The sequence below is a fragment of the Wolbachia endosymbiont (group A) of Norellia spinipes genome (assembly GCF_964273535.1).
In genome coordinates, this window is sequence record NZ_OZ187006.1 from 281,165 (window position 1) to 304,719 (window position 23,555).

Annotated in this window: 23 protein-coding genes, 1 tRNA gene and 2 pseudogenes; 12 read left to right on the top strand and 14 right to left on the bottom strand. The window is 34.3% G+C overall.

The genetic code is table 11. The features are described from left to right. The first annotated feature begins 5 nt into the window (after positions 1 to 5). The gene (locus tag ACFZP3_RS01435) at positions 6 to 467 is read left to right on the top strand and encodes a hypothetical protein (protein WP_386086700.1); all 462 of its coding nucleotides are present in this window, start codon (positions 6 to 8) and stop codon (positions 465 to 467) included. Positions 468 to 520: 53 nt separating this feature from the next. Here ACFZP3_RS01435 and ACFZP3_RS01440 read toward each other — a convergent pair whose 3' ends face one another. The 4 genes from ACFZP3_RS01440 to ACFZP3_RS01455 form a co-directional block, all read right to left on the bottom strand. Beyond that, positions 521 to 1,072 (bottom strand): 5-formyltetrahydrofolate cyclo-ligase, encoded by a 552-nt coding sequence (locus ACFZP3_RS01440; RefSeq protein WP_253309836.1) that lies wholly within the window; start codon positions 1,070 to 1,072, stop codon positions 521 to 523. Continuing rightward, positions 1,056 to 1,676: an oxidoreductase gene (locus ACFZP3_RS01445; RefSeq protein ID WP_253309835.1), complete on the bottom strand. Its 621-nt coding sequence runs from the start codon at positions 1,674 to 1,676 to the stop codon at positions 1,056 to 1,058. Before ACFZP3_RS01445 ends, ACFZP3_RS01440 begins: the two co-directional genes overlap by 17 nt. A 95-nt stretch (positions 1,677 to 1,771) precedes the next feature. Next, complete coding sequence (locus ACFZP3_RS01450; protein WP_386086703.1) at positions 1,772 to 2,917, bottom strand: SurA N-terminal domain-containing protein; 1,146 nt, start codon at positions 2,915 to 2,917, stop codon at positions 1,772 to 1,774. 167 nt (positions 2,918 to 3,084) lie between these two features. Next, positions 3,085 to 3,175, bottom strand: a tRNA-Ser gene (locus ACFZP3_RS01455). Positions 3,176 to 3,274: 99 nt separating this feature from the next. Here ACFZP3_RS01455 and ACFZP3_RS01460 point away from each other — a divergent pair. Next, the gene (locus ACFZP3_RS01460) at positions 3,275 to 3,418 is read left to right on the top strand and encodes a hypothetical protein (RefSeq protein ID WP_264688036.1); all 144 of its coding nucleotides are present in this window, start codon (positions 3,275 to 3,277) and stop codon (positions 3,416 to 3,418) included. A 264-nt stretch (positions 3,419 to 3,682) separates the two neighbouring features. Here ACFZP3_RS01460 and ppa read toward each other — a convergent pair whose 3' ends face one another. The 5 genes from ppa to ACFZP3_RS01485 all read right to left on the bottom strand — a co-directional run bounded on the left by ppa (position 3,683) and on the right by ACFZP3_RS01485 (position 9,530). Then, positions 3,683 to 4,189, bottom strand: a complete 507-nt coding sequence (ppa, locus tag ACFZP3_RS01465) for an inorganic diphosphatase (protein WP_386086705.1) — start codon at positions 4,187 to 4,189, stop codon at positions 3,683 to 3,685. A gap of 70 nt (positions 4,190 to 4,259) precedes the next feature. Further along, the gene (locus tag ACFZP3_RS01470) at positions 4,260 to 5,480 is read right to left on the bottom strand and encodes a hypothetical protein (protein WP_265016722.1); all 1,221 of its coding nucleotides are present in this window, start codon (positions 5,478 to 5,480) and stop codon (positions 4,260 to 4,262) included. A 107-nt stretch (positions 5,481 to 5,587) separates the two neighbouring features. After that, the gene (gene mnmA, locus ACFZP3_RS01475) at positions 5,588 to 6,700 is read right to left on the bottom strand and encodes a tRNA 2-thiouridine(34) synthase MnmA (RefSeq protein ID WP_386086707.1); all 1,113 of its coding nucleotides are present in this window, start codon (positions 6,698 to 6,700) and stop codon (positions 5,588 to 5,590) included. Positions 6,701 to 7,017: 317 nt separating this feature from the next. After that, positions 7,018 to 8,094 (bottom strand): rod shape-determining protein, encoded by a 1,077-nt coding sequence (locus ACFZP3_RS01480; protein WP_253309829.1) that lies wholly within the window; start codon positions 8,092 to 8,094, stop codon positions 7,018 to 7,020. Between the two features lie 20 nt (positions 8,095 to 8,114). Continuing rightward, positions 8,115 to 9,530: a carboxypeptidase gene (locus ACFZP3_RS01485; RefSeq protein WP_386086710.1), complete on the bottom strand. Its 1,416-nt coding sequence runs from the start codon at positions 9,528 to 9,530 to the stop codon at positions 8,115 to 8,117. 277 nt (positions 9,531 to 9,807) lie between these two features. On the opposite strand from ACFZP3_RS01485, the gene ACFZP3_RS01490 reads away from it, so the two are divergent. The 6 genes and pseudogenes from ACFZP3_RS01490 to ACFZP3_RS01515 all read left to right on the top strand — a co-directional run bounded on the left by ACFZP3_RS01490 (position 9,808) and on the right by ACFZP3_RS01515 (position 15,819). Continuing rightward, positions 9,808 to 10,287: an OmpA family protein gene (locus tag ACFZP3_RS01490; RefSeq protein WP_265016724.1), complete on the top strand. Its 480-nt coding sequence runs from the start codon at positions 9,808 to 9,810 to the stop codon at positions 10,285 to 10,287. A gap of 142 nt (positions 10,288 to 10,429) precedes the next feature. Then, complete coding sequence (tilS, locus tag ACFZP3_RS01495; RefSeq protein WP_386087095.1) at positions 10,430 to 11,716, top strand: tRNA lysidine(34) synthetase TilS; 1,287 nt, start codon at positions 10,430 to 10,432, stop codon at positions 11,714 to 11,716. Positions 11,717 to 11,924: 208 nt separating this feature from the next. Further along, on the top strand, positions 11,925 to 12,884 hold the full coding sequence (locus tag ACFZP3_RS01500; protein WP_353272445.1) for an ATP-binding protein: 960 nt from the start codon (positions 11,925 to 11,927) through the stop codon (positions 12,882 to 12,884). Positions 12,885 to 12,966: 82 nt separating this feature from the next. Continuing rightward, positions 12,967 to 13,137: pseudogene (locus ACFZP3_RS01505) on the top strand (tRNA(Ile)-lysidine synthetase); the annotation flags it as partial. Positions 13,138 to 13,149: 12 nt separating this feature from the next. Continuing rightward, positions 13,150 to 14,982 carry an ATP-dependent zinc metalloprotease FtsH gene (gene ftsH, locus ACFZP3_RS01510; RefSeq protein ID WP_264731997.1) on the top strand — a complete coding sequence of 611 codons (1,833 nt, stop codon included), beginning with the start codon at positions 13,150 to 13,152 and terminating at the stop codon, positions 14,980 to 14,982. A 159-nt stretch (positions 14,983 to 15,141) separates the two neighbouring features. Then, positions 15,142 to 15,819 carry a hypothetical protein gene (locus ACFZP3_RS01515; RefSeq protein WP_386086713.1) on the top strand — a complete coding sequence of 226 codons (678 nt, stop codon included), beginning with the start codon at positions 15,142 to 15,144 and terminating at the stop codon, positions 15,817 to 15,819. Between the two features lie 25 nt (positions 15,820 to 15,844). Here the strand turns inward: ACFZP3_RS01515 and tmk are convergent, their stop codons facing one another. Further along, positions 15,845 to 16,447: a dTMP kinase gene (gene tmk, locus ACFZP3_RS01520; protein ID WP_253302246.1), complete on the bottom strand. Its 603-nt coding sequence runs from the start codon at positions 16,445 to 16,447 to the stop codon at positions 15,845 to 15,847. Between the two features lie 108 nt (positions 16,448 to 16,555). Here tmk and ACFZP3_RS01525 point away from each other — a divergent pair, with 108 nt between their 5' ends. Both ACFZP3_RS01525 and ACFZP3_RS01530 read left to right on the top strand, forming a co-directional pair. After that, positions 16,556 to 17,128 carry a thioredoxin family protein gene (locus tag ACFZP3_RS01525; RefSeq protein ID WP_182367219.1) on the top strand — a complete coding sequence of 191 codons (573 nt, stop codon included), beginning with the start codon at positions 16,556 to 16,558 and terminating at the stop codon, positions 17,126 to 17,128. A 5-nt stretch (positions 17,129 to 17,133) separates the two neighbouring features. Further along, entirely contained in the window at positions 17,134 to 18,852 is a 1,719-nt protein-coding gene (locus ACFZP3_RS01530) for a monovalent cation:proton antiporter-2 (CPA2) family protein (RefSeq protein WP_386086716.1), read from the top strand. 30 nt (positions 18,853 to 18,882) lie between these two features. On the opposite strand, the gene ACFZP3_RS01535 is transcribed toward ACFZP3_RS01530, so the two are convergent. Genes ACFZP3_RS01535 through ACFZP3_RS01550 form a run of 4 tightly spaced genes read right to left on the bottom strand, consistent with a single transcriptional unit; the run spans position 18,883 to position 21,170 of the window. Next, on the bottom strand, positions 18,883 to 19,500 hold the full coding sequence (locus ACFZP3_RS01535) for an SURF1 family protein (RefSeq protein WP_253309892.1): 618 nt from the start codon (positions 19,498 to 19,500) through the stop codon (positions 18,883 to 18,885). A 1-nt stretch (position 19,501) separates the two neighbouring features. Further along, entirely contained in the window at positions 19,502 to 19,978 is a 477-nt protein-coding gene (gene bfr, locus ACFZP3_RS01540; RefSeq protein ID WP_386086717.1) for a bacterioferritin, read from the bottom strand. 59 nt (positions 19,979 to 20,037) lie between these two features. Continuing rightward, positions 20,038 to 20,532 carry an RDD family protein gene (locus tag ACFZP3_RS01545; RefSeq protein WP_253309894.1) on the bottom strand — a complete coding sequence of 165 codons (495 nt, stop codon included), beginning with the start codon at positions 20,530 to 20,532 and terminating at the stop codon, positions 20,038 to 20,040. Next, a complete protein-coding gene (locus ACFZP3_RS01550) occupies positions 20,532 to 21,170 on the bottom strand; it encodes an HAD family hydrolase (protein WP_386086718.1) in 639 nt (212 codons plus the stop codon). The genes ACFZP3_RS01545 and ACFZP3_RS01550 overlap by 1 nt, the downstream gene beginning before the upstream one ends. Positions 21,171 to 21,330: 160 nt before the next feature. Here ACFZP3_RS01550 and ACFZP3_RS01555 point away from each other — a divergent pair, with 160 nt between their 5' ends. Together ACFZP3_RS01555 and ACFZP3_RS01560 are read left to right on the top strand one after the other, a co-directional pair. Next, positions 21,331 to 22,158 carry a hypothetical protein gene (locus tag ACFZP3_RS01555; protein WP_386086719.1) on the top strand — a complete coding sequence of 276 codons (828 nt, stop codon included), beginning with the start codon at positions 21,331 to 21,333 and terminating at the stop codon, positions 22,156 to 22,158. 362 nt (positions 22,159 to 22,520) lie between these two features. Then, a pseudogene (locus ACFZP3_RS01560) lies at positions 22,521 to 23,536 on the top strand (IS110 family transposase). Positions 23,537 to 23,555 lie beyond the last annotated feature (19 nt).

Sequence of the window (23,555 nt, forward strand, 5' to 3'; positions counted from 1 at the left end):
TTATTATGAGAAGAGCTATACCTACAGTTCAAGCAAGAGAGAATAACTTTAGTAGATTAAGAACAAACGTGCTTGAAACTATTGCAAACATTAGTCTTAAAGATAACGAAGGCGTTGACGCTAAAAAAGGTCTTGATGATGGGAAAAAAATATTAGAAATGCTTCAAAATGAAAGGCAGCGATCTGCTATACAAGAGTTAGTAAAGAATGGAACCATTCAAAATTTTTCAGAAGATGATATGAGCAGACTTCTGGAAAAGGGCCTCAGTACTCATGTAGCAGATATGAAAGCACTTAATGATCTTATAAATAAATTTCAACCTGCAATTATGGCTATTGGTAACGGTAAAATAGAAGATGTAGAACAAAAAGTTAATGAGAAAGCTCAGGAAATGAAGCCAGATTCTCAATTAGGTAGTTCAAGTGCTGAACGAGTGAGTGAAGAAGGAATCACAGGACCGGGTTGATGCATTTGAGGAGCGTTTTGACGCAAAAATTACTATCAGAAAGTGGGGTTACGCTACTCCTTTCTATCCACTTTTTTGAGCAATCCACCTCCACATCTAACACACATCTCAGTGATTATAATATCCAATTTTTGATCATGTTTTTCTACAGGTAAATCTTTACAATATTGTTTCTCATAGGCTACACCTATAAATATTTTTCCAAGCGGCCGTAATTTTTTTATCATTGTATCATACCAACCACCGCCAAAACCTAATCTATTAAAATGATCATCAAAAGCAACAACAGGAGTAATGATTGTGTCGGGAATTACATCTTCATTTGTTTCGTTCCATCCCTCAAATCTTAGCAACTGATTTTTATCAGGAATTGCTACTTTATAACCTAAATAGAGCAAACGACACATCAAAGGGACAACATTTATTTCCCCATCCATTGGAACGTAAGCCGCAATTGTTTTGCCTTTAACGTAACTTAAGTTCTGATTAAAGAGATTAATAAGGGAACTTGCCGCATAACTGGAATAACTTTCATCAATATCTTTTCTTATAGCTCTATATTGCTCTCTTATTTCCTTTTTGTGCTGTTTAATATCTTTGAACATGATCTATCCATTTCGCAGTGAGTTTTTCTTGTAAACTATTTTGCTTTAAGCGCTCACTTAAAAAATCAAAGTCAATAAATTCCATATCCTGGTCTTGATTACTGCAACTATAAACAAAACTCCTTTCTCCTGTTTCCGTATTTATATGTTGCTGAACACACTGAGCGCAGATTTCTTTCATCATACACTGCATAGGAGAATTAACTGACGATATTGCTATGTGACTTGACTTCAGATATGGCTTTAAAATTGTTTTTCTAGCTTCATTCACAGCTTTCATCATTTTATCAGAACCAATAGTGATAATTTTATCTATAGTGTTTAAATTAATACCTAATCTTCCTTGTTGATAAGAGACTATTGCATCAACTATATTACCATGAAAGGATTTATCTTGATCTCTGCTTGTTTCTATCAATCCTTCTTCACATGCCCAAACTACTGCATTTGATGCACGCTCTATCAGTGCTCGTTTAAATACATCACTTAATTTCTTATAGCCAGCAAAGTACAAAACCTTATTATTATTTTCAAGACACGCCTTCCCTATCGAAAATAATACTGCATTTCCAACTCCACCACCAATTAGCATTATATTCTTCATGTGCTATTTTAACTATATTTGTTAAAATTTTTTGAAATTTTATAGAACAAAGTAATTTTCGTACACAAAGACAGAGACAAGGACACTCTCTGACTTCAACTATACCGATAACTGACAGCTGAATTTTTACGCATATCATCTAATAACAAGTTGCTTTGTATCATAATCTTTTGTTGGTACATCTGCTGTTTAATTGCTTCTATATCCGCTGCATTACTCTTGATATCACACAACATCATTAACTTTGCAGTGCCATTTTCTCTTAATTCTACTATTTCATTCACACTTGTTTTACTAAATAAAATCTGTAAATCAGGATTTAAATCTCGCATTTTTATTTCAAACTCTTTTGCGTTTGGCAACTTAAAATCATCTGCTAATTTGTCAAAATTTAAACAATTGACCTTTTGCTCTTGAAAATTATCCAATAAACTTTCTGAACCCTCAACCACAATCTGTTTTAATTTTAAAGTGCTTTCCAGCAGTGCATAATTAAGTTGTACCTTGTCTATGACTTTTATAATAGAGTAACCTTCACTGAAACTGAATGGACCTGCTATATCGCCGGTTTCTAGTCTTTCTAAAACGCTCTTAAGTTTATCTTTGAGCTGACTTAAATTAACTGTTGCTTTACGCATCTTTATTGGAGATTCCGGGTTATTACTATTACGTAATTTTTTTACTAAATCTTCAGCTATGCCATAAACATCCTTGTCTTTTTGATCAGGAATTATAAACTCTTGGAACGTGATAAGATAATCCGGCTTTTCTGTTTGCCTTTTTACATCATCTACTTCTTTATCGCTTATATTAATAAATGGCACAATTCTTACTTCAATAATTTTGCTCCATAGTAACTGACATTTTATTTGTTTTCTTAAAATACTAAGATCTATATTATGCTTTTTTATGTATTGATCAACTTCATTAGCCTTAAGTTTAAAACTTTGGGTTAAAAATAATATGATAGAATTATCTAACTCCTCGTTGCTCAATTTTATATTCAGCCTCTGTGCTTCATTGATAATGATAATTTCGTCTATTAGCTCCCTAAGAATTTGAGGTTTTGCTTCTTTTTGATTAACACTTTGAGTGCCAAACAATGAATTTATAAAGTTGATGCGTTTTTCGATATCTAAATTTGAAATTGGCTCACCATTTACATCTGCAACAATTTCAATCTCGGTTGCAAGCAACCTAAGTGGCAACACTATCAACAGTAAAATTAGTATTTTATGCATATAAGTAAGGTTAACAACCGATTCTATAATAAATACTGAGTCAACGCTAGCCAACTTTTTAATAGCTATCTAAGCAAAGACGGAAATAAAAACCATTGCAACAAGATCAGGTAAACAGGCTAAAAACATGCCAATATAGCGAATTCAGACCGTGCTAAAACAGTATACGGAAGGAGAGGGATTCGAACCCTCGATACGACTTTTCAATCGTATAACGGTTTAGCAAACCGCCGCCTTCAGCCGCTCGGCCACCCTTCCAAATTTAGAACCTAAAGATTATATAATACCAAGACCTCTACCGCCTGTCTAATGCTTTTAACAGCAACATTTTTCCGAACAACTGTAATTTTTAGATCTGTGGTACAAAAATCTATAGCTAACCCAAGAAAGGTTTCCCTACGTCATACCGCAATTCATTCCACAACTGTACGAACATTACAATTTGAGCCTACCAGAAGAATGTCATCCCAGTGCCCAGACACTGGGATCCAGGAATTTTGATTGGGCACTAAGTTGGTAAGCATAAAAGTGGCTGGTCTTATGTTAAAACATAACGTTCTTGATGAGATTACGGCAAGGTTGGATTCCAGTGTCAAGCACTGGAATGACACCATTTGCTGTGCAGTTTACCTTCAAGAATGAATGTTCGTACAGTTGTGCGCGGTATCTCAGCATAGATTCCGCTAACAAGTAGCGGAATGACGAATTTGTTGTTTTTCAAGTTGTAGGCAAACCTAAGCCACTTTAGCTATAAATCAACAAAAACTAATTTCTGCTTTTTTCAATGATTTTCTTTGCTTCTTCTACACCAACCCATTCTCCAACTGCTACCGTTTTTCCCTTTTCTAGATCTTTATAATGAGAAAAGAAATGAGCAATTTTATCTAGTAGGTTTGTAGATAAGTCAGAATAGTCCTTTATATTGTCATAATAGCTATCAACACTGGAAACAGGCACAGCTAATATCTTTTCATCTTCTCCTTTTTCATCTTTAGTGAGTAATGCGCCTATTGGACGCACCGATATTAAAACACTAGATGCTAAGGGAAATTGAGTTAGCACCAAAACATCCACAGGATCACCATCACCTGCGCAGGTATTTGGTATAAACCCATAATTGCAAGGATAAGTCATTGAGGTAGACAAAAATCTGTCAACTTGTAACAACCCAAGCTCTTTATTAAATTCATACTTTACAGGCTCAGCATTTGCACTTATTTCAATTACCACATTCACCGCATTTGGTACCGCTGTTATTTTACTTAAATCCATAAATTACCTTCTTAACTTAAGAATAAGCATTATACAATATGTACTTTTAAGTTGCTACATTTATGTAGTTCTAAGCTTGTTTTGCATGGAGCGATTCTAAATTTTCATTCGTCATTCCATTGACTGTTGAAAGTGGTGGTTTCTGTGATAATTGAAATAAAGCATATACTATTACAATAGTAAGCACCGCACCAACTATCAAGTTAGTAAGGTTGTCTTGTGGCAAAACATTTTTTATTGAGTTGAACAATTTTTGCTCCATAAGGAAATAATCAGCAACATATAACCCAACAGATAATACAAACATACCCAAAATAAGTTTACAGACTGTGTTTTTATGGTCTTTTTCTTTTTTCTTGCTGACAATGAAATTTGGCCTACATTTATTCTCTTCTTGTGGCACTGAGTAGTATATATTTTTAGGGCTCGTTACTAATTGTTCAAATTCATCACTATTTTGGTTTTTTAACAGTTGCTCTAGGGTGTTTTTTGTATTTATAGGATATATTAATCCATCCATTTTTAATTCTTTCTCTTGTCGATCCACATTCTCATGGTCGATTGTATATTTATCTCTACTTGATAACTTGATCATATGTAGTGCTTTAGCTAAGAACATTGTATAATGCGCTATTAACTGATTCTCACATATCTCTAATACTTCTCTTTTTACTGTTTTGTTAGATGACGAAAGTTCTTTATAGTGACCACCCAAAGAAAAGAACAATGCTATATCTTTATCTGCTTTTATGTCATGAATGGAATAATAGCTGCTGATAATGCACTTATTTAATGCAAATTCTCTGTCATATTTGTTTAATGTAGTTTTTTCATTTAGTAACTTTCTAACACCAATAAGTACTTTATTTTCAAAATCTTTTTCTGTTTTAAATATTGCTTCTCTCTTTGGATTTGCTAAGATGTTAAGTAAATCTAATTTACTTCCATCTACTTCTACTACTTCATTTATATCTCTATTTAACTCAGACCCTTTAATAACTTCATATATTTTATCTATGACATCTTTAGTATTCAGGTTGTTGTTTTCACTAAGTATCTTATAAGCTTGAGCATAAATTAAAAACAGCCCTTGTAGACTAAACTTTAAGTTAAAATATTCATCTAATGGCTCCCCCTCTTTTTTAATGAATGCAGACAAACCAAAATGATTTCTGCAGTCCATACTACGATCTAAGTCGGCATGTTGAAAGCCACCTAAAAAAATAAACAAAGTCTCTAATAAATTACCCTTACCAACAATTTTTATTAGTTCTTCAACTTCCTTAACCATTGCTAAAACCTATAATGTTCTACTTTATAGTATAAGCAATATAGGGTAAAATAGCAATAAATATTATTGTACGTTTACATTCTGCATAAAAAAATTAAGCCACCCAGTTAAGAGCATATCCATCCTCCACCGATAACTTGTTCACCTTTATATGCCACACAGGCTTGACCTGGACTGATGCCAAAGTAATCGTCGTTTAAAATGACACAGGCTTTATTTTTTTCGTCAGTTGAATGTATTGTTGCTAAACTTCCCGCATGTGATGATCTCAGCTTCACAGTTACTTCCATACCTTCCTTTGGTTGTTCTAACCAATTTAACTCCTTGATCAATATTTTTTTTTGCATTAATGCGTTGATCGGACCTACTATAACCTCATTATTTTCTGTATTAATTTTTATCACATAAAGAGGTTCATTGTGTGCGATACCCAAGCCCTTTCTTTGCCCCACTGTAAAATTTACTATGCCACTGTGCTCGCCTAGCACTTTTCCATTAACATCCACTATTTTACCTTTCTGTACAGATTGTGGAGCTAATTTAGCTATTGTTTTACTATAGCTTTCGGAAACAAAGCATATATCTTGACTGTCCGGCTTTTCAGAAATTTGTAAGCTGAAATACTTTGCTAATTTTCTTATATCACTTTTATAGAACCTACCTAGTGGAAATCGCAAAAGCTTCAACTGCTCTTTTGTTGTAGCAAATAGAAAATAGCTTTGATCTTTACTTTTATCAATGCTTCTGCACAACTTTACCTCACCATTTTTTTCTAATCTTCTCACGTAATGTCCTGTTACAAGCACATCCGCACCAAGATTTTTTGTAACTTGCAATAGATCACGAAATTTTACCGTTTGGTTACATCTTACGCATGGTATGGGAGTTTCCCCACGCATATAGGTACTTGCAAAATCCTCTATTACTTCCTTTTTGAATATTTCCTCGTAGTTTAAAATATAGTGAGGAAAGCCAACACTTTCAGCCACGCGCTTAGCGTCGTAAATATCCTGTCCAGCACAACATGCACCTTTTCTTGCGTTAGCATTACCGTCGGTGCCATAGAGTTGAAGAGTCACACCTATCACCTGGTACCCAAAGTTATATAGCAGTGCTGCAGCAACGGAGCTATCAACTCCCCCGGACATTGCAACAATAGCCTTGGTCTGGTGCGGAGCTCTATCTTTTAGCAGAGGTTCAATTTTAAATTCTTTTAGCATAATCGCCTTAATTTATAAACGCAAATCTTGTGTCATTCCAACATACAACTGTGCAAACGTTTTGATTTGGGGGCAATTTACATAGTAGATGATGTCATGAAAGTAGCTGACACTGGAATCTAGTGTCTATTTATGCAAATTCATTAAAACAGCATATTTATTTGTAATTAAGTTTCCTGGATCCCAGTGTCAGCTACTCGGATGACACCCTTTCCTGCTGGAAGTTGCCTTCAAATTACTTGGTGCGTGACACTGGGATCTCATTTATATTACATAATTCCATCAAAACAATTCGATAAACTACCTTCAAAAACAATTTAATCTTGCTTGAATAAAACATGGCCAAAATAATCCATGTTTTCAAGCACTTTTCCACTACCCAAGGCAACACAACAAAGTGGGTCATCTGCAACACGAACTGGTAATTTTGTTGTTTCACTGATAACTTTGCCCAAGTTACGCAATAATCCACCACCACCGGATAAAATTATTCCTCTATCGACTATATCAGAAGAAAGTTCAGGTGGAGTGCTCTCCAGTGCAGTCCTAATAGCAGAAATTATCTGATGTACAGGCTCTATTAAACTCTCTGCAACTTGATATTCTGATAAAAGCATTTCTTTTGGCATGCCACTCACTAAATCCCTGCCTTTAATTATCATTCCCTCTTTGTTATTTTCACCTGGCAGACTGGCTGAACCTACGTTTTTCTTAATTTTTTCAGCAGTTGTTTCACCGATTAATAACTTATGATTTTCACGAATATACGATTTTATTGCTTCATCCATAATATCGCCACCTACTCTGGCAGAACGTGAATAAACAATTCCGCCTAAAGAAATAATTGCAACTTCAGTTGTACCGCCTCCTATATCAACGATCATAGAACCCTCAGGTTCAGTAACTGGGAGCCCAGCTCCGATTGCTGCAGCCATTGGTTCTTCAATCAAAAATACTTCATTTGCACCAGCACTTTCTGCTGCATCTTGTATAGCACGCCTTTCAACTGGCGTGGATCCAGATGGAACGCATATGATAATATTAGGTTTATTAACAGTGAATTTTGTGTTTGCACTGCGTATGAAATATTTTAGCATTTCTTCCGCACTTTTAAAATCAGCAATAACTCCATCCTTTAAGGGCCTTATCGCCTCTATTTCTCCAGGCGTTTTTCCAAGCATCATTTTAGCTTTTTTACCAAAAGCATAAGGAACGTAGCTTCCTTTTTCTTTTACTCTTGCTACAACTGAAGGCTCATCAAGCACTATTCCCTGATTTTTCTGATAAACTAAAGTGTTTGCAGTACCAAGGTCTATGGCAATATCGCTAGCAAACAAACCTTTGAAAGTAAAAAGGCTATAAAACTTTCCGGTCAATTTTCGAACAAAATTCATACATAACTCAAGAAAACCATTTATTGAGACAAATTATACTTTTCAGATAGGTAGTAAGTAACACACTCAACGTCTAAACCCTTGCCTGTTACTTTTTTTAGCAGTTCCAGGCCACACTTTGCACTGTATATATTTTGAGATAACCAACTGATAAGTAAACTAAAATCTCCTTTTATTATAGCACTTAATGATTCGTAATGATTCTTTTTAACGAAAGAGAAAATCTGCACAGCAGCAATTAAAGCAATAATTTTTATAGGAAAGTAGCCCATAACACCGCTTGCCCAATATTCATCTTGAAAATAAGTGTCCAGCTCATTTTTAGCTTTTACTGGAATTTTATAGTGCTTCATACCTTCCAGCCACGCATTGTGCAGATCCTTAACTTCCAGTGTACCATTTATTATATCCTGTTCTAACCTAGTTCTCAACATAATATGAGCTAACAGACTAAATTCATCTGCGTTCTTTAAAGAAGAGGAAAGGTTTATTTCATTGAAAACCAAGTGCAAATTTTCAACACTGCTATTAGTTTTGCCTTTTATAGCAAATTTCTCTTTTATGTGTGGTTGAATGAACTCAATAAATTCTCTGGATGTTCCAATCATCCTTTCCATGAATAACCCTTGAGTTTCATACATAACATGTCTCGTAATTGGGCTACTTATAGAATTTTGCGCTAAACATTTTTGATAAATCGCATAACCACTATGCCGTAAAAGTGAAAATAAACCATAACAAAAATCAGATTCATCATAATCTATAGGGTAGTAATAAGAAGTACGAATCTCATTTAGTGCAATACCCATTTGCTGTAAACATAACGAGCCAAGTTCAATCTGCTTCTGAGTAGCAACTCTTTGTATATTAGTAACCTTATCCTTTTTCTGCTTTTCAATTATTTCATCCACATTTTCGCTAAAAAATTTGCCTACCTTGGGGAATACTTCCCTTATATTCTTTTCTGTGATATCAGAGTCATAGTCAGCAAGCAGTGAGTCGTATTTTGAGCATTTTAATTGCTGCGATTTTATAGAAGCTACTTCGCGAATGAGTGTGATTAAATCAGTAAAACGTTCTTTTAGTTTTTCTAAGTTACTGGTTTCAGAATGAGATAGTTTCCATAAATTTTGGCATTCAACCTTAGCTTTGGATAAAGACTTTACTAAATCAATAGGAACAGCACTGTTGCTTTTATGTATTCTCTCTATTAACTTTAGCTGCTGAGTATTTGCACTTTTTTTGTTACCAAGAGCATCTGCTAATGATTCCTTTATTGCATCATGAGAGATAATTTCATGTCTGATTTCTTCTAGAAGACTCATTTGTTCAACTTTGTCCTCTATATTCAATTGGCTTTGGTTTAGTACTTTTAGCGTATTTTCGATATTCTTTACCCTATATAATACTTCCTCTAAAAACTTATAAGATTTCATAATTTGTTCATTGTTTTAGAAAACATCTCTTTAATATCGTAATAGATTAATAATAAAGTTAAAAGTATATTTGCTTAAAGTACATAGAAAATTGTACTTTTTATTCCTTTATTGGATTTTTCTACTCAGAGTCCAGCATATTATAAGAAAATTAATTGTAAGGGTGTAGAAAAAGTATTTAGTATTTTATTTCTCTTGACTATATTACAATATGGAGAGATTATTAGCTACTGAAATTAAAGTTACGCACTATTTTAAAATTTATGGAGGTTTAGTAATGTGGAGTAGACTGGTTATAATGTGCTGTTTTTGTTTGCTACTTACTGGTGTAAGTTCTTGCCCAAAAAAAGGAGCAAATACAACAAATAAAATGAATTCTGTTGTTAAGCAGATAGGTGATAAAAGAGTTTTCTTTGGTTATGATGAATCTAGTATTACTGAAGTAAGCGCAGATGCATTACTTAACGTAATGGAGGTGTTACAAGATAACCCTGACGCGAAGGTTACTTTAACTGGTCATACTGACAACCGTGGTTCTCATGAATATAATCTTGCGCTAGGCGCTAGAAGGGCAGATGCAGCTAAAAAATTTATGGTTAGTTGTGCACCCTACATAGAAAACAGAATAAAAACTGCTTCTAAGGGTGAAACTGAGCCTTTGGTTAATGTAAAAGATGATTCTAGAAATTCTAAATATGAAAAAGAGCATGCTAAAAATCGTAGAGTGGAATTTTCATTTTCTGGAATAAAGAAATAGTTTCTTGCATTAAAACCTGGATCCCAGTGTCAAGCACTGGGATGACAAAAGAGAGCAATTCCGCTGCTTGTTAGCGGGATCTATATATACCACAAATAAGTCGCTGTATGACGTAGAGACTATCTTGCCATCAAGAAACATAATGAAATTAGAGTTATTATTTCAAAATATAGCTAATAGCTTTGCTTTCTATAACCAAATCGCAGTTGCAGTATCAGGTGGTGTAGATAGTATAGTCTTACTGCACTTAATGACTAACTGGGCAAAAAAAAACAAGCTTTCACTTCCTATAGCATTAACAGTAAATCATGGGTTACGTTCAGAGTCTCAAAAAGAAGCTGATTTTGTTACAAGTTATGCAAAAGAACTTGGAGCAAAGGAATCGTTCATATTAAATTGGGAGAAGCAAAATATTAAAGGTAATATTCAATTACAGGCACGAAAAGCACGATATAAGTTACTAGCAGAGTGTTGTAAAAACAATAATGTTAAATGTTTGCTCGTTGCTCATCACAAAGATGATCAAGCAGAAACGTTCTTATTAAGATTGGAGCGAGGTAGTGGCGTAGATGGATTATCATCAATGGATTACAAATCTTTCTTAAATGGTATTTATATATTTAGGCCATTGTTAAATTTTAGTCGTAGTGAAATAGAAAAGTACGCTAAGCTTCACCGGTTAAAATGGATCGAAGATAGAAGCAACTATAACTTAAAATACAGGCGAACTTTATACCGTAGCTTACTTAAAGCAAGTGACAATCAAGAGATTTTAACAGAGCGAATATGCCTCACAGCCCTTCATATGAAAAGAGCTGCAAAAGCGTTGATGCACTACACACGCCTTGCATTTAATGACTGTGTTAATGTTCATGATCTTGGTTATATTGAAATTAAACTAAGTGAATTTTATCAATTGCCAGAGGAAATAGCCTTGAGGCTTCTTCTTTACTCTATAATGGCAATTGCCAGTAAACATTATAAACCAAGGTACAATAGCCTTATTGCGATATTTAATAAAATATTGCAAAAGGATAGTAATGTTAACTGTACACTTTCTGGGTGCAAAATAAGAAAATATGGAGAAAATATCTTAATAGTTAGAGAATCGTCAAAGATACAAGAAATTACCGTAAACCTACCTTTAAATGAACCTACTCAATGGGATAACAGATTTAGCTGCACAATACTCGGAAATCAAGAGTGTTCAGTTATCATCGCTCCATTAAAAAAAACACAAAAAGTTCCTGAATTTCTGAAGGATTACAACTGCTGCCCTGAAGTCTTTTATTCTTTGCCTACAGTACAAAAAGATGGAAAGGTACTTGCTTATCCTGATGTAATTCATGATACAAAAGACATCAATAGTAATAAGGTTCAATTCATTATTAGTTGCATAATACAAAAAAATCTTATATTATCGATATAGTATGATCGATGATGAAAATTTATCTTAGTGAGGGATTATAATGAAAATAACTTGGCGAGAGTTCTTTAAATTCATTTTCCCTTTGTTATGTTTAGCAATTGCTGCTTTTATTTATCTTATGTATATTCTGTTTCTTAGAATTAAGACTGCTACGGACACTATACTTTTTATGCCTATCATTATAAAATCCGCTGTAGTAACTTGTGTAGTGGCAGGTACTGCAGCTGTACTTTTTGTGTTTGGGGCAATATGTGTTGTTGTTTATGAACTAATGACATCACCTAAAGTAACGAATGAACAAAAAGTAACACTTGATGATGTTGCAGTTTCAGACGATGTAAGACGAGAGTTAAGAAAGATTTGTAAACTTCAGTCAAAAAGGGAAATAGAAATAGACGAAAAGCTAAATTATGCGCAAGACACAGGATACATTTTTTATGGTCCACCGGGGACTGGCAAAACTTTGCTTGCTAAAGCAATTGCAAATGAAACTAAATCTTCATTTATAAGTGTTTCTGCATCTGAGTTTATTCAGCGGTATGTTGGCACTGGTCCAGGAAATATACGTAAGCTTTTTGAGAAAGCAAGAAAAAATGCTCCTTGTATAGTTTTTATAGATGAAATTGATTCTGTTGGTGAAAAGCGCTGTGATGGTAGCAGTTATGGTCATCAAGCGTATACAGAAACTTTAAATCAGTTATTGACTGAATTGGATGGCTTCAAATCTAGAGAGGGTGTGATAGTAATTGCTGCAACTAATCGTATGGGTGTTTTAGATTCTGCACTCACTAGGAGTGGTCGTTTGTCCAAGCACATTAATATTCCTTTACCAGACGAAAACCTACGTGAGAAAATATTAAATCTTTATATGAAGGACACACCAAGAACAGAAGATCTAGATCTTACAGAACTTGCAGGTAGAACTAAAGGTTTTTCAGGAGCTGATTTATTTAATTTAGTAAATTCTGTAAAAGATTTTGCCAGAAATCGTATTGTAAAAGAGGACACAGAAGAAATCGTTATTACCATGAATGATGTTAGTAATGCACTTGAAAAGCTTAAGGATGAATTTCAAAAGCCTGAGAATGAAGAAGCAAATGTAGGAAATGTGTTACAGACTCTTTTTAGTATAGCTCCAAGGAATTCTAATGGACTTACTAGTACGTGAATTTATAGCAGATGAAGTTAATTATTGTTCATGAAAAAAAACACACTGAGTGGTGGTCACAATTAAATACACCTTTTAAATTTACAACTGCTGCCCTGAAGTCTTTTATTCTTTGCCTACAGTACAAAAAGATGGAAAGGTGCTTGCTTATCCTGATGTAAATTATAACGAAAAAAATACCAATGACGATAAGGTTCAATGCATTATTAATAGCACGATAAAACAAAATTTGGTAAGCTTGATTAGTACTTAGTTAGAAATAGAAATGAAAAAATTTTTAGAAGGCTTATTGATCTGGTTAGTAATTATTGTTCTTATTTCAGTTGTTTATATTCAGTTCAGCGGAAATGTAGGTAGAAGTAAAACAACCATACCTTTTTCGGAATTTTTAACTAGACTAGAAGACAATGATGTAGAAAATATTGTCATAAAAAACCAGAGCATTGAGGGCAAGTTTAGGGATGGTTCAAGTTTCAACTCAAGCGGTGTTATATATAGCGACCTAATAAAAAATTTACATGATAGAAAAGTGAGATTCTCCTTTTCAACTGGAGATTCTGCCATGAGCGTAATTGGTGGATTACTTATCTCATGGGTCCCAACATTTATCTTTATTGGCTTTTTGCTATTCTTTCTTAAACAAACACAAGCGGGGGGCAACAGAACTATAAGCTTTGGCAAGTCAAGGGCTAGACTCATGACTAGTGGGAAAAAAGTAACATTTGATGATGTTGCCGGAATTGATGAAGCAAAAGAAGAGCTAGTAGAAATCGTTGATTTCCTTAAACAAAGGCAAAAATTTCAAATATTAGGTGGAAAAATACCAAAAGGGTGCCTTTTAATTGGCTCTCCTGGAACTGGTAAAACTTTACTTGCTCGTGCAATTGCAGGAGAAGCTAATGTGCCATTCTTTAGCATTTCTGGATCTGATTTTGTTGAGATGTTTGTTGGTGTTGGTGCGAGCCGTGTTCGTGATATGTTTGATCAAGGCAAGAAAAATGCTCCTTGTATAATTTTTATAGATGAGATAGATGCGGTGGGTAGACATCGTGGCATTGGTCTTGGTGGTGGTAATGACGAAAGAGAACAAACATTAAATCAGTTATTAGTTGAGATGGATGGCTTTGAGTCTAATGAGGGCGTAATAATAATTGCTGCGACTAACCGTCCGGATGTCTTAGATCCAGCACTGCTTAGGCCTGGTCGTTTTGACCGGCAGATTACTATTTCTTTACCCGATATAAATGGGCGCGAGAAAATATTAAATACGCATATAAAGAAAATATCAATGGCCCCTGATGTAAATGTGAAAACAGTTGCAAGAGGAACACCTGGTTTTTCAGGGGCTGATTTAGCAAATTTAGTGAACGAATCTGCGCTTATTGCTGCAAGAAGAAACAAGAAGATTGTTACCATGGATGATTTCGAATATGCACGTGATAAAGTGATGATGGGTGTGGAAAGGCGATCTCTCATTATGACAGAAGAGGAAAAGAGACTGACTGCATACCATGAAGCTGGCCATGCGATGATTGCTGTTAATATGCCTGCTTCTGATCCTATACACAAAGCAACAATTATTCCACGCGGTAGGGCACTCGGTTTAGTTATGAGACTACCAGAAACAGATAGAGTGTCCCTCACAAGAGAAAAGATACTAGCAGATATAACTGTTGCAATGGGTGGACGTGTGGCAGAAGAGCTAATTTTTGGCTATGATAAAGTCACAAGCGGCGCATCTTCAGATATAAAACTAGCATCAGATTTATCACGTTCTATGGTAACAAAATGGGGAATGAGCGACAAAATAGGTCCGATCTATCACAATCGCGAACAAACTATGCATGGTTCTGAGATAATTTCTGAAGATACGTTAAAACTTATAGATGAAGAAGTGAAGAAAGTTGTGTCTTCTTGCTATGAAAAAGCGAAAGACATTTTGACCAAGCATAAGAAAGGCTTAGATCTCATTGCCGAAAATCTACTGGAGTTTGAAACTTTAACAGGAGATGAAATAAAGGACATATTAAGCGGAAAAAAAATTGTTAGAGAGGAAAATGAGAAGAATGAGAAAATAAAAAAATCCTCTCTCTATTAGATCTGACCCTAGCTTAAAATGCTAATCAGCTAACGCTGCAATAAAACATTCAGAATTGTAACTGTCAATATAAATTGTATTAGAATATTCATAATGTTGCATTTTCATCACGATAATGCTATCATTCAGTTAGTATTACTGTTTAATGAGGTATGAGTAATGGTTGACGTAGCTTCTATTGGTGTAAATGCAGTCATTGATCATAAGTATAAAAAAAGAGCGCAATTAACTTTATTAGGGCTATTTCTTGTTGTATCAGCAGCAACTGCTGTCTGGTTTCTCTTTCCTGTATCACAAAATGTACTAGTGCCATTTTTGCTCCCAGCCGTATTCTTGTTCTTTACTCTATCTATGGGTTATTACATGTTCATATTTAGTTGTGAAAAAAAATCTTTGGTAAAGAATGTTCTTGGTATGGTTGAACCAGCTGAATCAGTAAAGAGAGTGTATTGCCAAGAAAATATTAAATCCTTATTAGCAGAAGTGAGAAGTACTACGAGAGATAGGTTTTGCAACGCGCTTGTTAATCTTTGTTTTGAAGATCGTAGTAAAGCACACGAACTTGCATTATCTGTGAAAGAAATTGACGATATTGTGTCTTCAATAAAAAATAAAGACCTCTTAGACCATTTTGATCAATTTTTTACTATTACTGAAGTAAGTAATAAAAAAAATAGAAGTGAATTAATGAACCTCACAAGGGCATATAAGATAATAAGTAAAGAAGATCCAGACAAAATACAGGATTTTTTAGCTACTCAAACAAAAAGTTATTCATGTGAAATAATGTTACCTAAAATTAATAATTTTCTATCACAAGTTAAAGGTTCGGTTTAAATTAGTAGAGGTTAAATAAATATAGTTAAGTCTTTGCAATAGTGATTTTATCAATAATCTTAGTGTGTACTTGATTATCATTTTTTGTTTCAATTTCAGTGATGACATGGCACCTAACGGGCTCTTTTATGGCGATTTCTTTAAACCCTTTTCCAACTTTATTATAAAAATTAACATCCATTTCTTCATATTTATTCTTGTCTTTCGCTCTACTTAACCCAACTTTAACATCAATATCTAGAATAAATGTAATATCTGGATATCTAACTCCAGCCAACCTGTGCAAATCTTCTATTAGTTTTAAATCAACTCCAAACCCATATCCTTGGTATGCAATGGTTGAATCAATAAACCGATCACAAATCACTATTTTCCCTTCTGCAAGAGCTGGTAATATTAATTTTTTCATATGTTCGTGCCTCATCGAGATAAGTAGCAAGAGTTCAGAAATAGGATCAATATTATTTGTTAACAACACTCCTCTTATCTTTTCTGCAAAATCAGTGCCACCTGGTTCTCGAGTCGACACTACATTATTTTCGCCGTGAATTTGCTTAAAATGATTTGCAAGTAGCTTAGATTGTGTTGTTTTACCAGAGCCGTCTATTCCTTCGAAAGTTATGAACATAAGTTTTATAATTATAATACTAAAAAAGAATATGCAAACAGTATACATAGAAACCGTTTGACATTTAAATAATAAGACCGTAAATTACATATGGTATAATAATAGTCTATGGTTGCTCTGAATACTCCTAAAGTCGATTTTAGTTTTACTGCAAAAGATTTTAATCTTTTGGGAGTAGACAATAAATACTATACATTAAGTGACTGTTGTGGAAAAAATGGTCTTATTGTAATGTTTATATGCAATCACTGTCCTTACGTTCAGTCAATTATTAGCAATCTGGTAAGCGATGTTGATCAATTGAAAAAAGATTATCAGGTAAACACCGTTGCAATAATGTCAAATGATGTAAATGAATATCCAGAAGATTCCTTTGAAAATATGATTAATTTTGCCAAGGAAAATAAGTTTACATTTCCATATTTAATTGATAGTACACAGAAAATAGCTAAAGAATACGGGGCTGTTTGCACTCCTGACTTTTTTGGCTTTAATTCCAATTTAAACCTTTGCTATCGTGGACGTTTTAATGACACAAAAAAAGAAAAGGTTCAAAGCTATGAAGTAGGAAGTAGTGACTTATTTCAAGCTATGAAATTTATTGCAGAAACTGGTAATTCTCCAATTGACCAAAAATCAAGTATTGGCTGCTCAATTAAATGGTCTAATTCTACAGGTTAAATATCATGCACAGTGGCTCTCAGCATTTGTTTGATATTATAATTTTACTTTCTGCTGCTGTGTTTATAGTCATAGCGTTCTGGAAAATGAATATTAGTCCAGTGCTCGGTTACTTCGTTGCAGGTGCAGTTATTGGTTCTCATGGATTTAATCTGATACACTCAGCTGAAGCAATGGATAATCTTGCAGAATTTGGTGTAGTTTTCCTATTATTCATTATAGGCCTTGAATTGACATTTGAACGCCTGATCGCTATGCGTATTCATGTATTTGGGTTCGGTTCTCTTCAAGTTATAGTTACCATGGTAGCAATATGGTGCATCGCTCTTGCTTTCGGAGTGAATATGAATATAGCAACAGTTATTGGTGGTGGGCTTGCGCTATCCTCAACAGCAATAGTGTTGCAGGTTCTGCAAGAAAAAGGTTCTCAAGCAAGTCAGGTTGGTAGGTTGTCAATAGCAGTACTATTAATGCAAGATTTTGCAGTGGTACCATTAATAGTATTGGTACCTTTACTTGCTGGCAATTCTGAGCACAGCCTGATAAGCTCATTGGCAGGTTCATTGGTGCAAGCAGCTATTGCATTAGTGCTGATATTTATAACTGGTAGATTATTGCTTAGACCTTTATTTTCGGTTATTGCTAAAATGGAAAGTAATGAGGTCTTTATATCAACAACGCTTTTAATAGTATTAGGAGCAGCATTTATTACTGAGCAATTCCATTTATCGTTGGCATTAGGTGCATTTGTCGCTGGATTGTTAGTTGCAGAAACAGAATACAGACACTCAGTAGAACACGCAGTATTGCCATTTAAAGATTTGTTTCTTGGCTTATTTTTCATGACTGTTGGTATGTCTATCAATACCGAACTTTTACTCAACAAGTTACCACTAATTACTTTATTATCGATTATCCTTATCGTTTTAAAAACATCTATCATATATATATTGTGTAGATTTTTTGGGTTTAAGAGTGCACCTGCTATACAAGCTGGGTTACTACTTTCACAAGGCGGTGAATTTGCGTTTATTTTATTTCGCTTAGCAAATGAACTAAATGTGCTACCAAGTGAAATCGCTCAAGTACTTATGATGGTAACTACAGTAACCATGGCTTTCACTCCTCTTTTATCGGGGCTTGGAGATTGGATAGCAAACTCATTTAGCACTGAGAAAATAATATTAGATGATGAAGCTGTTGAAACAGATACACAAGATCTTTATAACCATGTAATAGTTGCTGGATTTGGTAGAGTGGGATATATGGTAACAAAAATGCTTACTGCAGAGCATTTAAGTTACGTTGTTGTAGATATTCAATCAAAAATAGTCAAAGAAGGAAAAAGTGATAGTTTTCCTATATATCTTGGAGATGTTACAAGATGTGAAATTTTAAAATCAGTAGGAATAGAAAGAGCTCAAGCTCTCGTTATTTCAATAAAGAATGAAGTTACTATAAAAAAAGTTGTTTCCTTAGTTGCTGCAAATTTTCCGCATGTAAATATTGTAATACGCTTACCAGATCTGAGTAATGTGGAGGTTTATAGAGATCTAGGAGCTAGTAAAATTATTCCTGAAACATCTGAGATAGGATTGCAGCTAGGTGGAGCTGCACTGAGCCTCAGTGGTATTAGCGAAAGTGGAGTTACGTCTTTAAAAAGTAGATTTAGAAAAGGCAATTACAGTATGTTAAAAGACCTTGGTAGTGATAAAGATGAATAACTACTTTTCTAATTTTATGTACAGAAAGCTTCAAGCTTTATTGAGGTTTTGCCTATAGTAAATTACGCACATAATCAACCAAGTTAAGGAAAGTGCAAACCAAGTGATTGCATATTCCAAATGCTTCATTGGCTGTATAGCTACTTTGCTGCCAAAATTGTTCGGCCACAATACACACTTCTCTAGCTTAATACCTAACTCATTGGAAATTTCCTCTGTACTCAGGGTAAACCATGTATTCGAAGCAGTATCGTTTTTGATGAACCAATTTTTGCTTTTATTGCTATCGCAATATAAAGTTCCATCTGCAACTACTTTTTCAATTTTTACTTTTTTCTCCTTTTTTTCTCTGACTATTCCTTTATTCACCAACATGTAACGTCCAGTGGTGAGCAACATAGGAGACAGCACGTGATAGCCGTGTTGCCCTGCAAAAACATATAGTTCTATGTCACTTAGAATCCCATCGATCTTGACATGCCTATAGTTAAATTTTTCAAGGTCGTTATTGGGCAATAGATGAACAACTGGAAGACTCATACTTTTAATAATATTATTCTTCCAGTTCAATCTGAATACTTGCCATAATCCTAATAAAAAAAGAAGCAAGCAAGGTATAATTAAAATAAATACTGTTTTTTTTAACACTCTATATTTGTGTTCTTAAATAGTTTTCAACACCCATTAGTTCAATAAGGTCTATCTGTTTCTCAATCCAATGGAAGTGCTCTTCTTCATTTTTTAACATCTCTTCTAATAACATTACACTAACAAAATCTTTTTCTTTCTCAGCGATAGAAATCGTTTCTTTGATATCCTTAATACCTTTTCCCTCTAATTTTAAATTAGCCTCTAAGATTTTCTGTATTGTGTCTTTTGCAAACTTTCCATCATACTTTGATATTTCATTTGTATCTTGAAAATTTGGTACGCCTTTAAGCAATAAAATTCTTTCTGCCAACTTGTTTGCATGTTCAAGTTCTTCGTTAAGCTCATTTTTTACCTTTTCTGCAAGTCTATTAATTCCATTGTTTTTGAGAACCGCAAAATACAAAAGATACTGACGTGCAGAAGTCAGCTCATTGGTCAATAATTTGTTCAAATGTTTTACTATCTCTTCATTCATAATCTTCCCTTAGTTCAATTTATCAGCATAATTTATATGATAACGATGATTATAGCAACTCATTTAATAGTTCCTTTGATAACAACCGTATTAAATAGCATGTCGTGGTATGTCTGTTTCTTTTTAGAAAAACAAGCAACTAGATACCAGCAGAGAGTGAGCAGCATTATAATTACTTTCAATGCACTCAAGACATTCACTAATACCTCCTGATCTTGCAAAAATTCAGTAAGGACAACTACTACACTGTTTAACAAAGGAAGAAAAAACTGGGAAGTGCTTCTGTCAAACGCTAAATTCAAGTCTATTTTAGAATTATCTAAATTGATAGTACATATATTCATTAACTGTTGACCTGGAGTTGCTTGGGCCTTTGAAGATATAAAATATGTGAAGTAACTACAATTTACACACATGTATGATAGATGTAAGATCAACGGAGAATCCTCTAATAGCAGTATAATTAATAAAGTTGGAATTAATAAAATTGCTACATCTATTAAATATGCGCAAAAGCGCCTTTGTATACTGGCAATCTCTGTAACAGCGGTCATTACCTATCTTCTAAATACTTTATTATAAAATCTGTAAGTTTATCAAAATGTTGAAAACATGACAAATCTTCATAACCGCTTATTGATTGACCGTATATAATAGGTAAACAATTGGCATTTTTTGCACACAGAACATCTGTGATGCTATCACCAACGAAAAACACATTTTCTCTATTTATAGGCAACGTACTCTCTTCTAGTGCAAATAGCAGTGGGGTTGCAGATGGTTTATCTTCCGCGGTATCGCATGACCCAACTACTCTTTCAAAGTAAGAATCTAGTTTAAAATAGGCAACTTCTTTACGTAAATTAGTATTTTTCTTATTACTTACTATTGCTAGATAAATATTGTGGCTTTTCAGTGTCTGCAACATTTTCTCTACTCCTTGATTCAGAGCAATGTTTTGCAATAGTGCATCGTCTAAATATTGTTGATATATCTGGTTCGCTTTTTTCCACTGATCGCCAAATAAATTGACCATATAGCTCTTTCTCGACTCATGGGAATTTCTATCAGCAGCTTTATTACTATACCCCATTGAGTTTATGGTATGCTTAATAGCATTAAAAATGTTATCTTGAGTGTCAACTAAGGTATTATCCCAATCGAATACTACTGCTAATTGACTATCCTTCATCTCTTATATGGTTATACATTTCAACTTAATAAGTAAATAGCATTTTAATAAAAAAAATATAAATAGGACGCTCTTACTCTTTACCACAAGTTATGTTAACTGTTTTTTATATAATTAGCTAATATACTGGTTATATGATATGTTTTAATAGGTAACAGGTATGGCCCAGACATCTAAAGAAAGTGTTGAAAAAAAGTTTAAAGGTGTCTTTGAACGTTCTCCAGGTGCTTTTCCAGAAGGTACTCCGTTAGAAGAGAAGGTTAATTATATTGCAAAAGGAACAAAGGCTCTAAAGGCTATGAAAAGTAAAGAGCTCGAAAACAAAATGAAAAGCGTTGCAGAATTGAATCAGAAATTTGAAAGTCAAAAAAGGCGTACAGATGAAAAAATACGTCAAGATTTTGAAAGAATTGCTGAGCTTGACCAACAATATAAAGGGAAGGGCATCTTCACAAGTGAAAAAGTTGCAGAATCAAAAAATGACAAAAAATTTCAAGAAGCAGCCAACACTCTTAGAGAAACTACAGCAGAAGGTAAAAGCGTTGAACAGAGTGGACAAAAAAAGACTTCTGAGGCTTCTGTACAAACAGATACACAGCCATCAGAGCACATCGTTAGTCCCTCAGTGAGCAAGAGTTCTGTAAAAGAGAAGCCCAACACTGAGCCAGGCAAAAAAGATACCACACCTCAACCACAAGAAAATCAAAAAGAAGAAGGGTTTTTGAGTCTTCTGAAGCGCTTTGTTAAGAAAATATCAGAAAAACTTTTAGGTGAGGATGAAAAGAGTGTGGAAAATGCTCGTGGCATAAAAGAAGATGCTCAAAGAGATACGTCAAATAACGAAGAGCAACAAAAGAGTAAGCACTTTGATAAAATTTTAAATCAGGACCAAAGTATAAGCGAGGGTTTGAAGCAGGCAACAAAGCTTGAAAACCCAACGATAACACCTGTTAATACTCCTGAAGTAAATACAGGTCGTGAAAGGTGATCCGCTTTCAAGCTTCATTATACCGCCACGAACCATCATACCGCCGCGGTATCTCTAGATCCCGCTAACAAGCAGCGGGATGACGATTGTCAGGGTGTCATCCGAGTAGCCTCTTTCTTGTTATCCGAGTAGCCCCTTCTTGTATCTTGTCAAAAGCATCTAATGTTTTAAGCTTAAGCATTAGGTGGAGAAGGGAGGAACTCTGTGCTTCTTCTTAGATATAAAATCTGTAGAGGAGATAAGAATTCCCTTCTCAAAAGTATAGGCTGGAAGGTATCGTAGAAAGACCTGAATGGTTCTAATTCTGTATTCACAAGACTAGCCTTACTTTTCATTTTTAATGGTAACGTATGGGGTTATATATGATCAACAACTTTTTGGGCATAGATATATCAAAAGATCGCTTTGATGTTTTTCTCTCATTTATAAGCAAAAAAGGAAAGCGTGAAACTAGAAAAAGAAGCTTTAAGAACGATGGTTTCAAAGTCTACTGAATTTTCTACACAAACATAATGTAGAAAAAGTAAAAACCTGCATGGAATCTACTGGTTGTTATAGCGAAGCACTGGCTGAATTTCTACACAATGCTGGACATTTTGTAAGTGTTGTAAATCCTTATTGCATAAAATCTTATGCAAGGAGTAAGCTGATACGACAAAAGAATGATCAGACCGATGCAGAAGTTATTGCTGATTATTGCCAAAGACAGGAACCTTCTAGTTGGACACCACCTTCTCCTGAAATGAAAAAATTAAAACATCTTTATCGTTGCTCAGTTGCGTTAAAAGATGAGTTAACATTAGTAAATAACCACTTAGAAAAAAAAGAGAGACTGCCTAAAGAAGTTGCAAATGCTTGGGAAGACCTTGCAATGAATATAGCTCAAAAAATAGAAACAATAAAAAACTCCGTACGTGAACTATTAAATCAACACAAAGAATTGTTGGAAAATTTTCAACTTCTATTGACTATTCCAGGCATAGGAGAAGAATCAGCAATAGCTATTTTAGCTGAAGTTTCTGATATAGAGGTTTTTAGAGATGCCAGGCAATTGGCAGCATATACAGGAGTTATACCACGAAATATGACGTCAGGTTCCTCTGTATATGCCAAACCCAGATTAAGTAAATCCGGTTCACAAACATTACGTAAGGCACTTTTCTTTCCTGCCATAGTAGCTAAGAATCACAATCCTATCATTATGAGCTTTTGCCAAAGATTAAAGGAAAAGGGTAAGCATAATATGGCCATCGTTGGTGCTGCAATGCGTAAGCTACTCCATATCATTTTCGGTATTCTGACATCCAAAAGTGCTTTTGATCCTAACCATATCAAAAACTACAGGGCTAGGAGGTTGACTGAAGGTTTAGTACTTTAAAATCAAAAATGCTTCCTAT

What these genes read in the sequence shown, in the direction of transcription:
- ACFZP3_RS01435 (WP_386086700.1), top strand. Translation starts at nt 6, where the DNA reads ATGAGAAGAGCTATACCTACAGTTCAAGCAAGAGAGAATAACTTTAGT.
- ACFZP3_RS01440 (WP_253309836.1), bottom strand. Translation starts at nt 1,072, where the DNA reads ATGTTCAAAGATATTAAACAGCACAAAAAGGAAATAAGAGAGCAATAT.
- ACFZP3_RS01445 (WP_253309835.1), bottom strand. Translation starts at nt 1,676, where the DNA reads ATGAAGAATATAATGCTAATTGGTGGTGGAGTTGGAAATGCAGTATTA.
- ACFZP3_RS01450 (WP_386086703.1), bottom strand. Translation starts at nt 2,917, where the DNA reads ATGCATAAAATACTAATTTTACTGTTGATAGTGTTGCCACTTAGGTTG.
- ppa (WP_386086705.1), bottom strand. Translation starts at nt 4,189, where the DNA reads ATGGATTTAAGTAAAATAACAGCGGTACCAAATGCGGTGAATGTGGTA.
- ACFZP3_RS01470 (WP_265016722.1), bottom strand. Translation starts at nt 5,480, where the DNA reads ATGGTTAAGGAAGTTGAAGAACTAATAAAAATTGTTGGTAAGGGTAAT.
- mnmA (WP_386086707.1), bottom strand. Translation starts at nt 6,700, where the DNA reads ATGCTAAAAGAATTTAAAATTGAACCTCTGCTAAAAGATAGAGCTCCG.
- ACFZP3_RS01480 (WP_253309829.1), bottom strand. Translation starts at nt 8,094, where the DNA reads ATGAATTTTGTTCGAAAATTGACCGGAAAGTTTTATAGCCTTTTTACT.
- ACFZP3_RS01485 (WP_386086710.1), bottom strand. Translation starts at nt 9,530, where the DNA reads ATGAAATCTTATAAGTTTTTAGAGGAAGTATTATATAGGGTAAAGAAT.
- ACFZP3_RS01490 (WP_265016724.1), top strand. Translation starts at nt 9,808, where the DNA reads ATGTGGAGTAGACTGGTTATAATGTGCTGTTTTTGTTTGCTACTTACT.
- tilS (WP_386087095.1), top strand. Translation starts at nt 10,430, where the DNA reads ATGAAATTAGAGTTATTATTTCAAAATATAGCTAATAGCTTTGCTTTC.
- ftsH (WP_264731997.1), top strand. Translation starts at nt 13,150, where the DNA reads ATGAAAAAATTTTTAGAAGGCTTATTGATCTGGTTAGTAATTATTGTT.
- ACFZP3_RS01515 (WP_386086713.1), top strand. Translation starts at nt 15,142, where the DNA reads ATGGTTGACGTAGCTTCTATTGGTGTAAATGCAGTCATTGATCATAAG.
- tmk (WP_253302246.1), bottom strand. Translation starts at nt 16,447, where the DNA reads ATGTTCATAACTTTCGAAGGAATAGACGGCTCTGGTAAAACAACACAA.
- ACFZP3_RS01525 (WP_182367219.1), top strand. Translation starts at nt 16,556, where the DNA reads ATGGTTGCTCTGAATACTCCTAAAGTCGATTTTAGTTTTACTGCAAAA.
- ACFZP3_RS01530 (WP_386086716.1), top strand. Translation starts at nt 17,134, where the DNA reads ATGCACAGTGGCTCTCAGCATTTGTTTGATATTATAATTTTACTTTCT.
- bfr (WP_386086717.1), bottom strand. Translation starts at nt 19,978, where the DNA reads ATGAATGAAGAGATAGTAAAACATTTGAACAAATTATTGACCAATGAG.
- ACFZP3_RS01545 (WP_253309894.1), bottom strand. Translation starts at nt 20,532, where the DNA reads ATGACCGCTGTTACAGAGATTGCCAGTATACAAAGGCGCTTTTGCGCA.
- ACFZP3_RS01550 (WP_386086718.1), bottom strand. Translation starts at nt 21,170, where the DNA reads ATGAAGGATAGTCAATTAGCAGTAGTATTCGATTGGGATAATACCTTA.
- ACFZP3_RS01555 (WP_386086719.1), top strand. Translation starts at nt 21,331, where the DNA reads ATGGCCCAGACATCTAAAGAAAGTGTTGAAAAAAAGTTTAAAGGTGTC.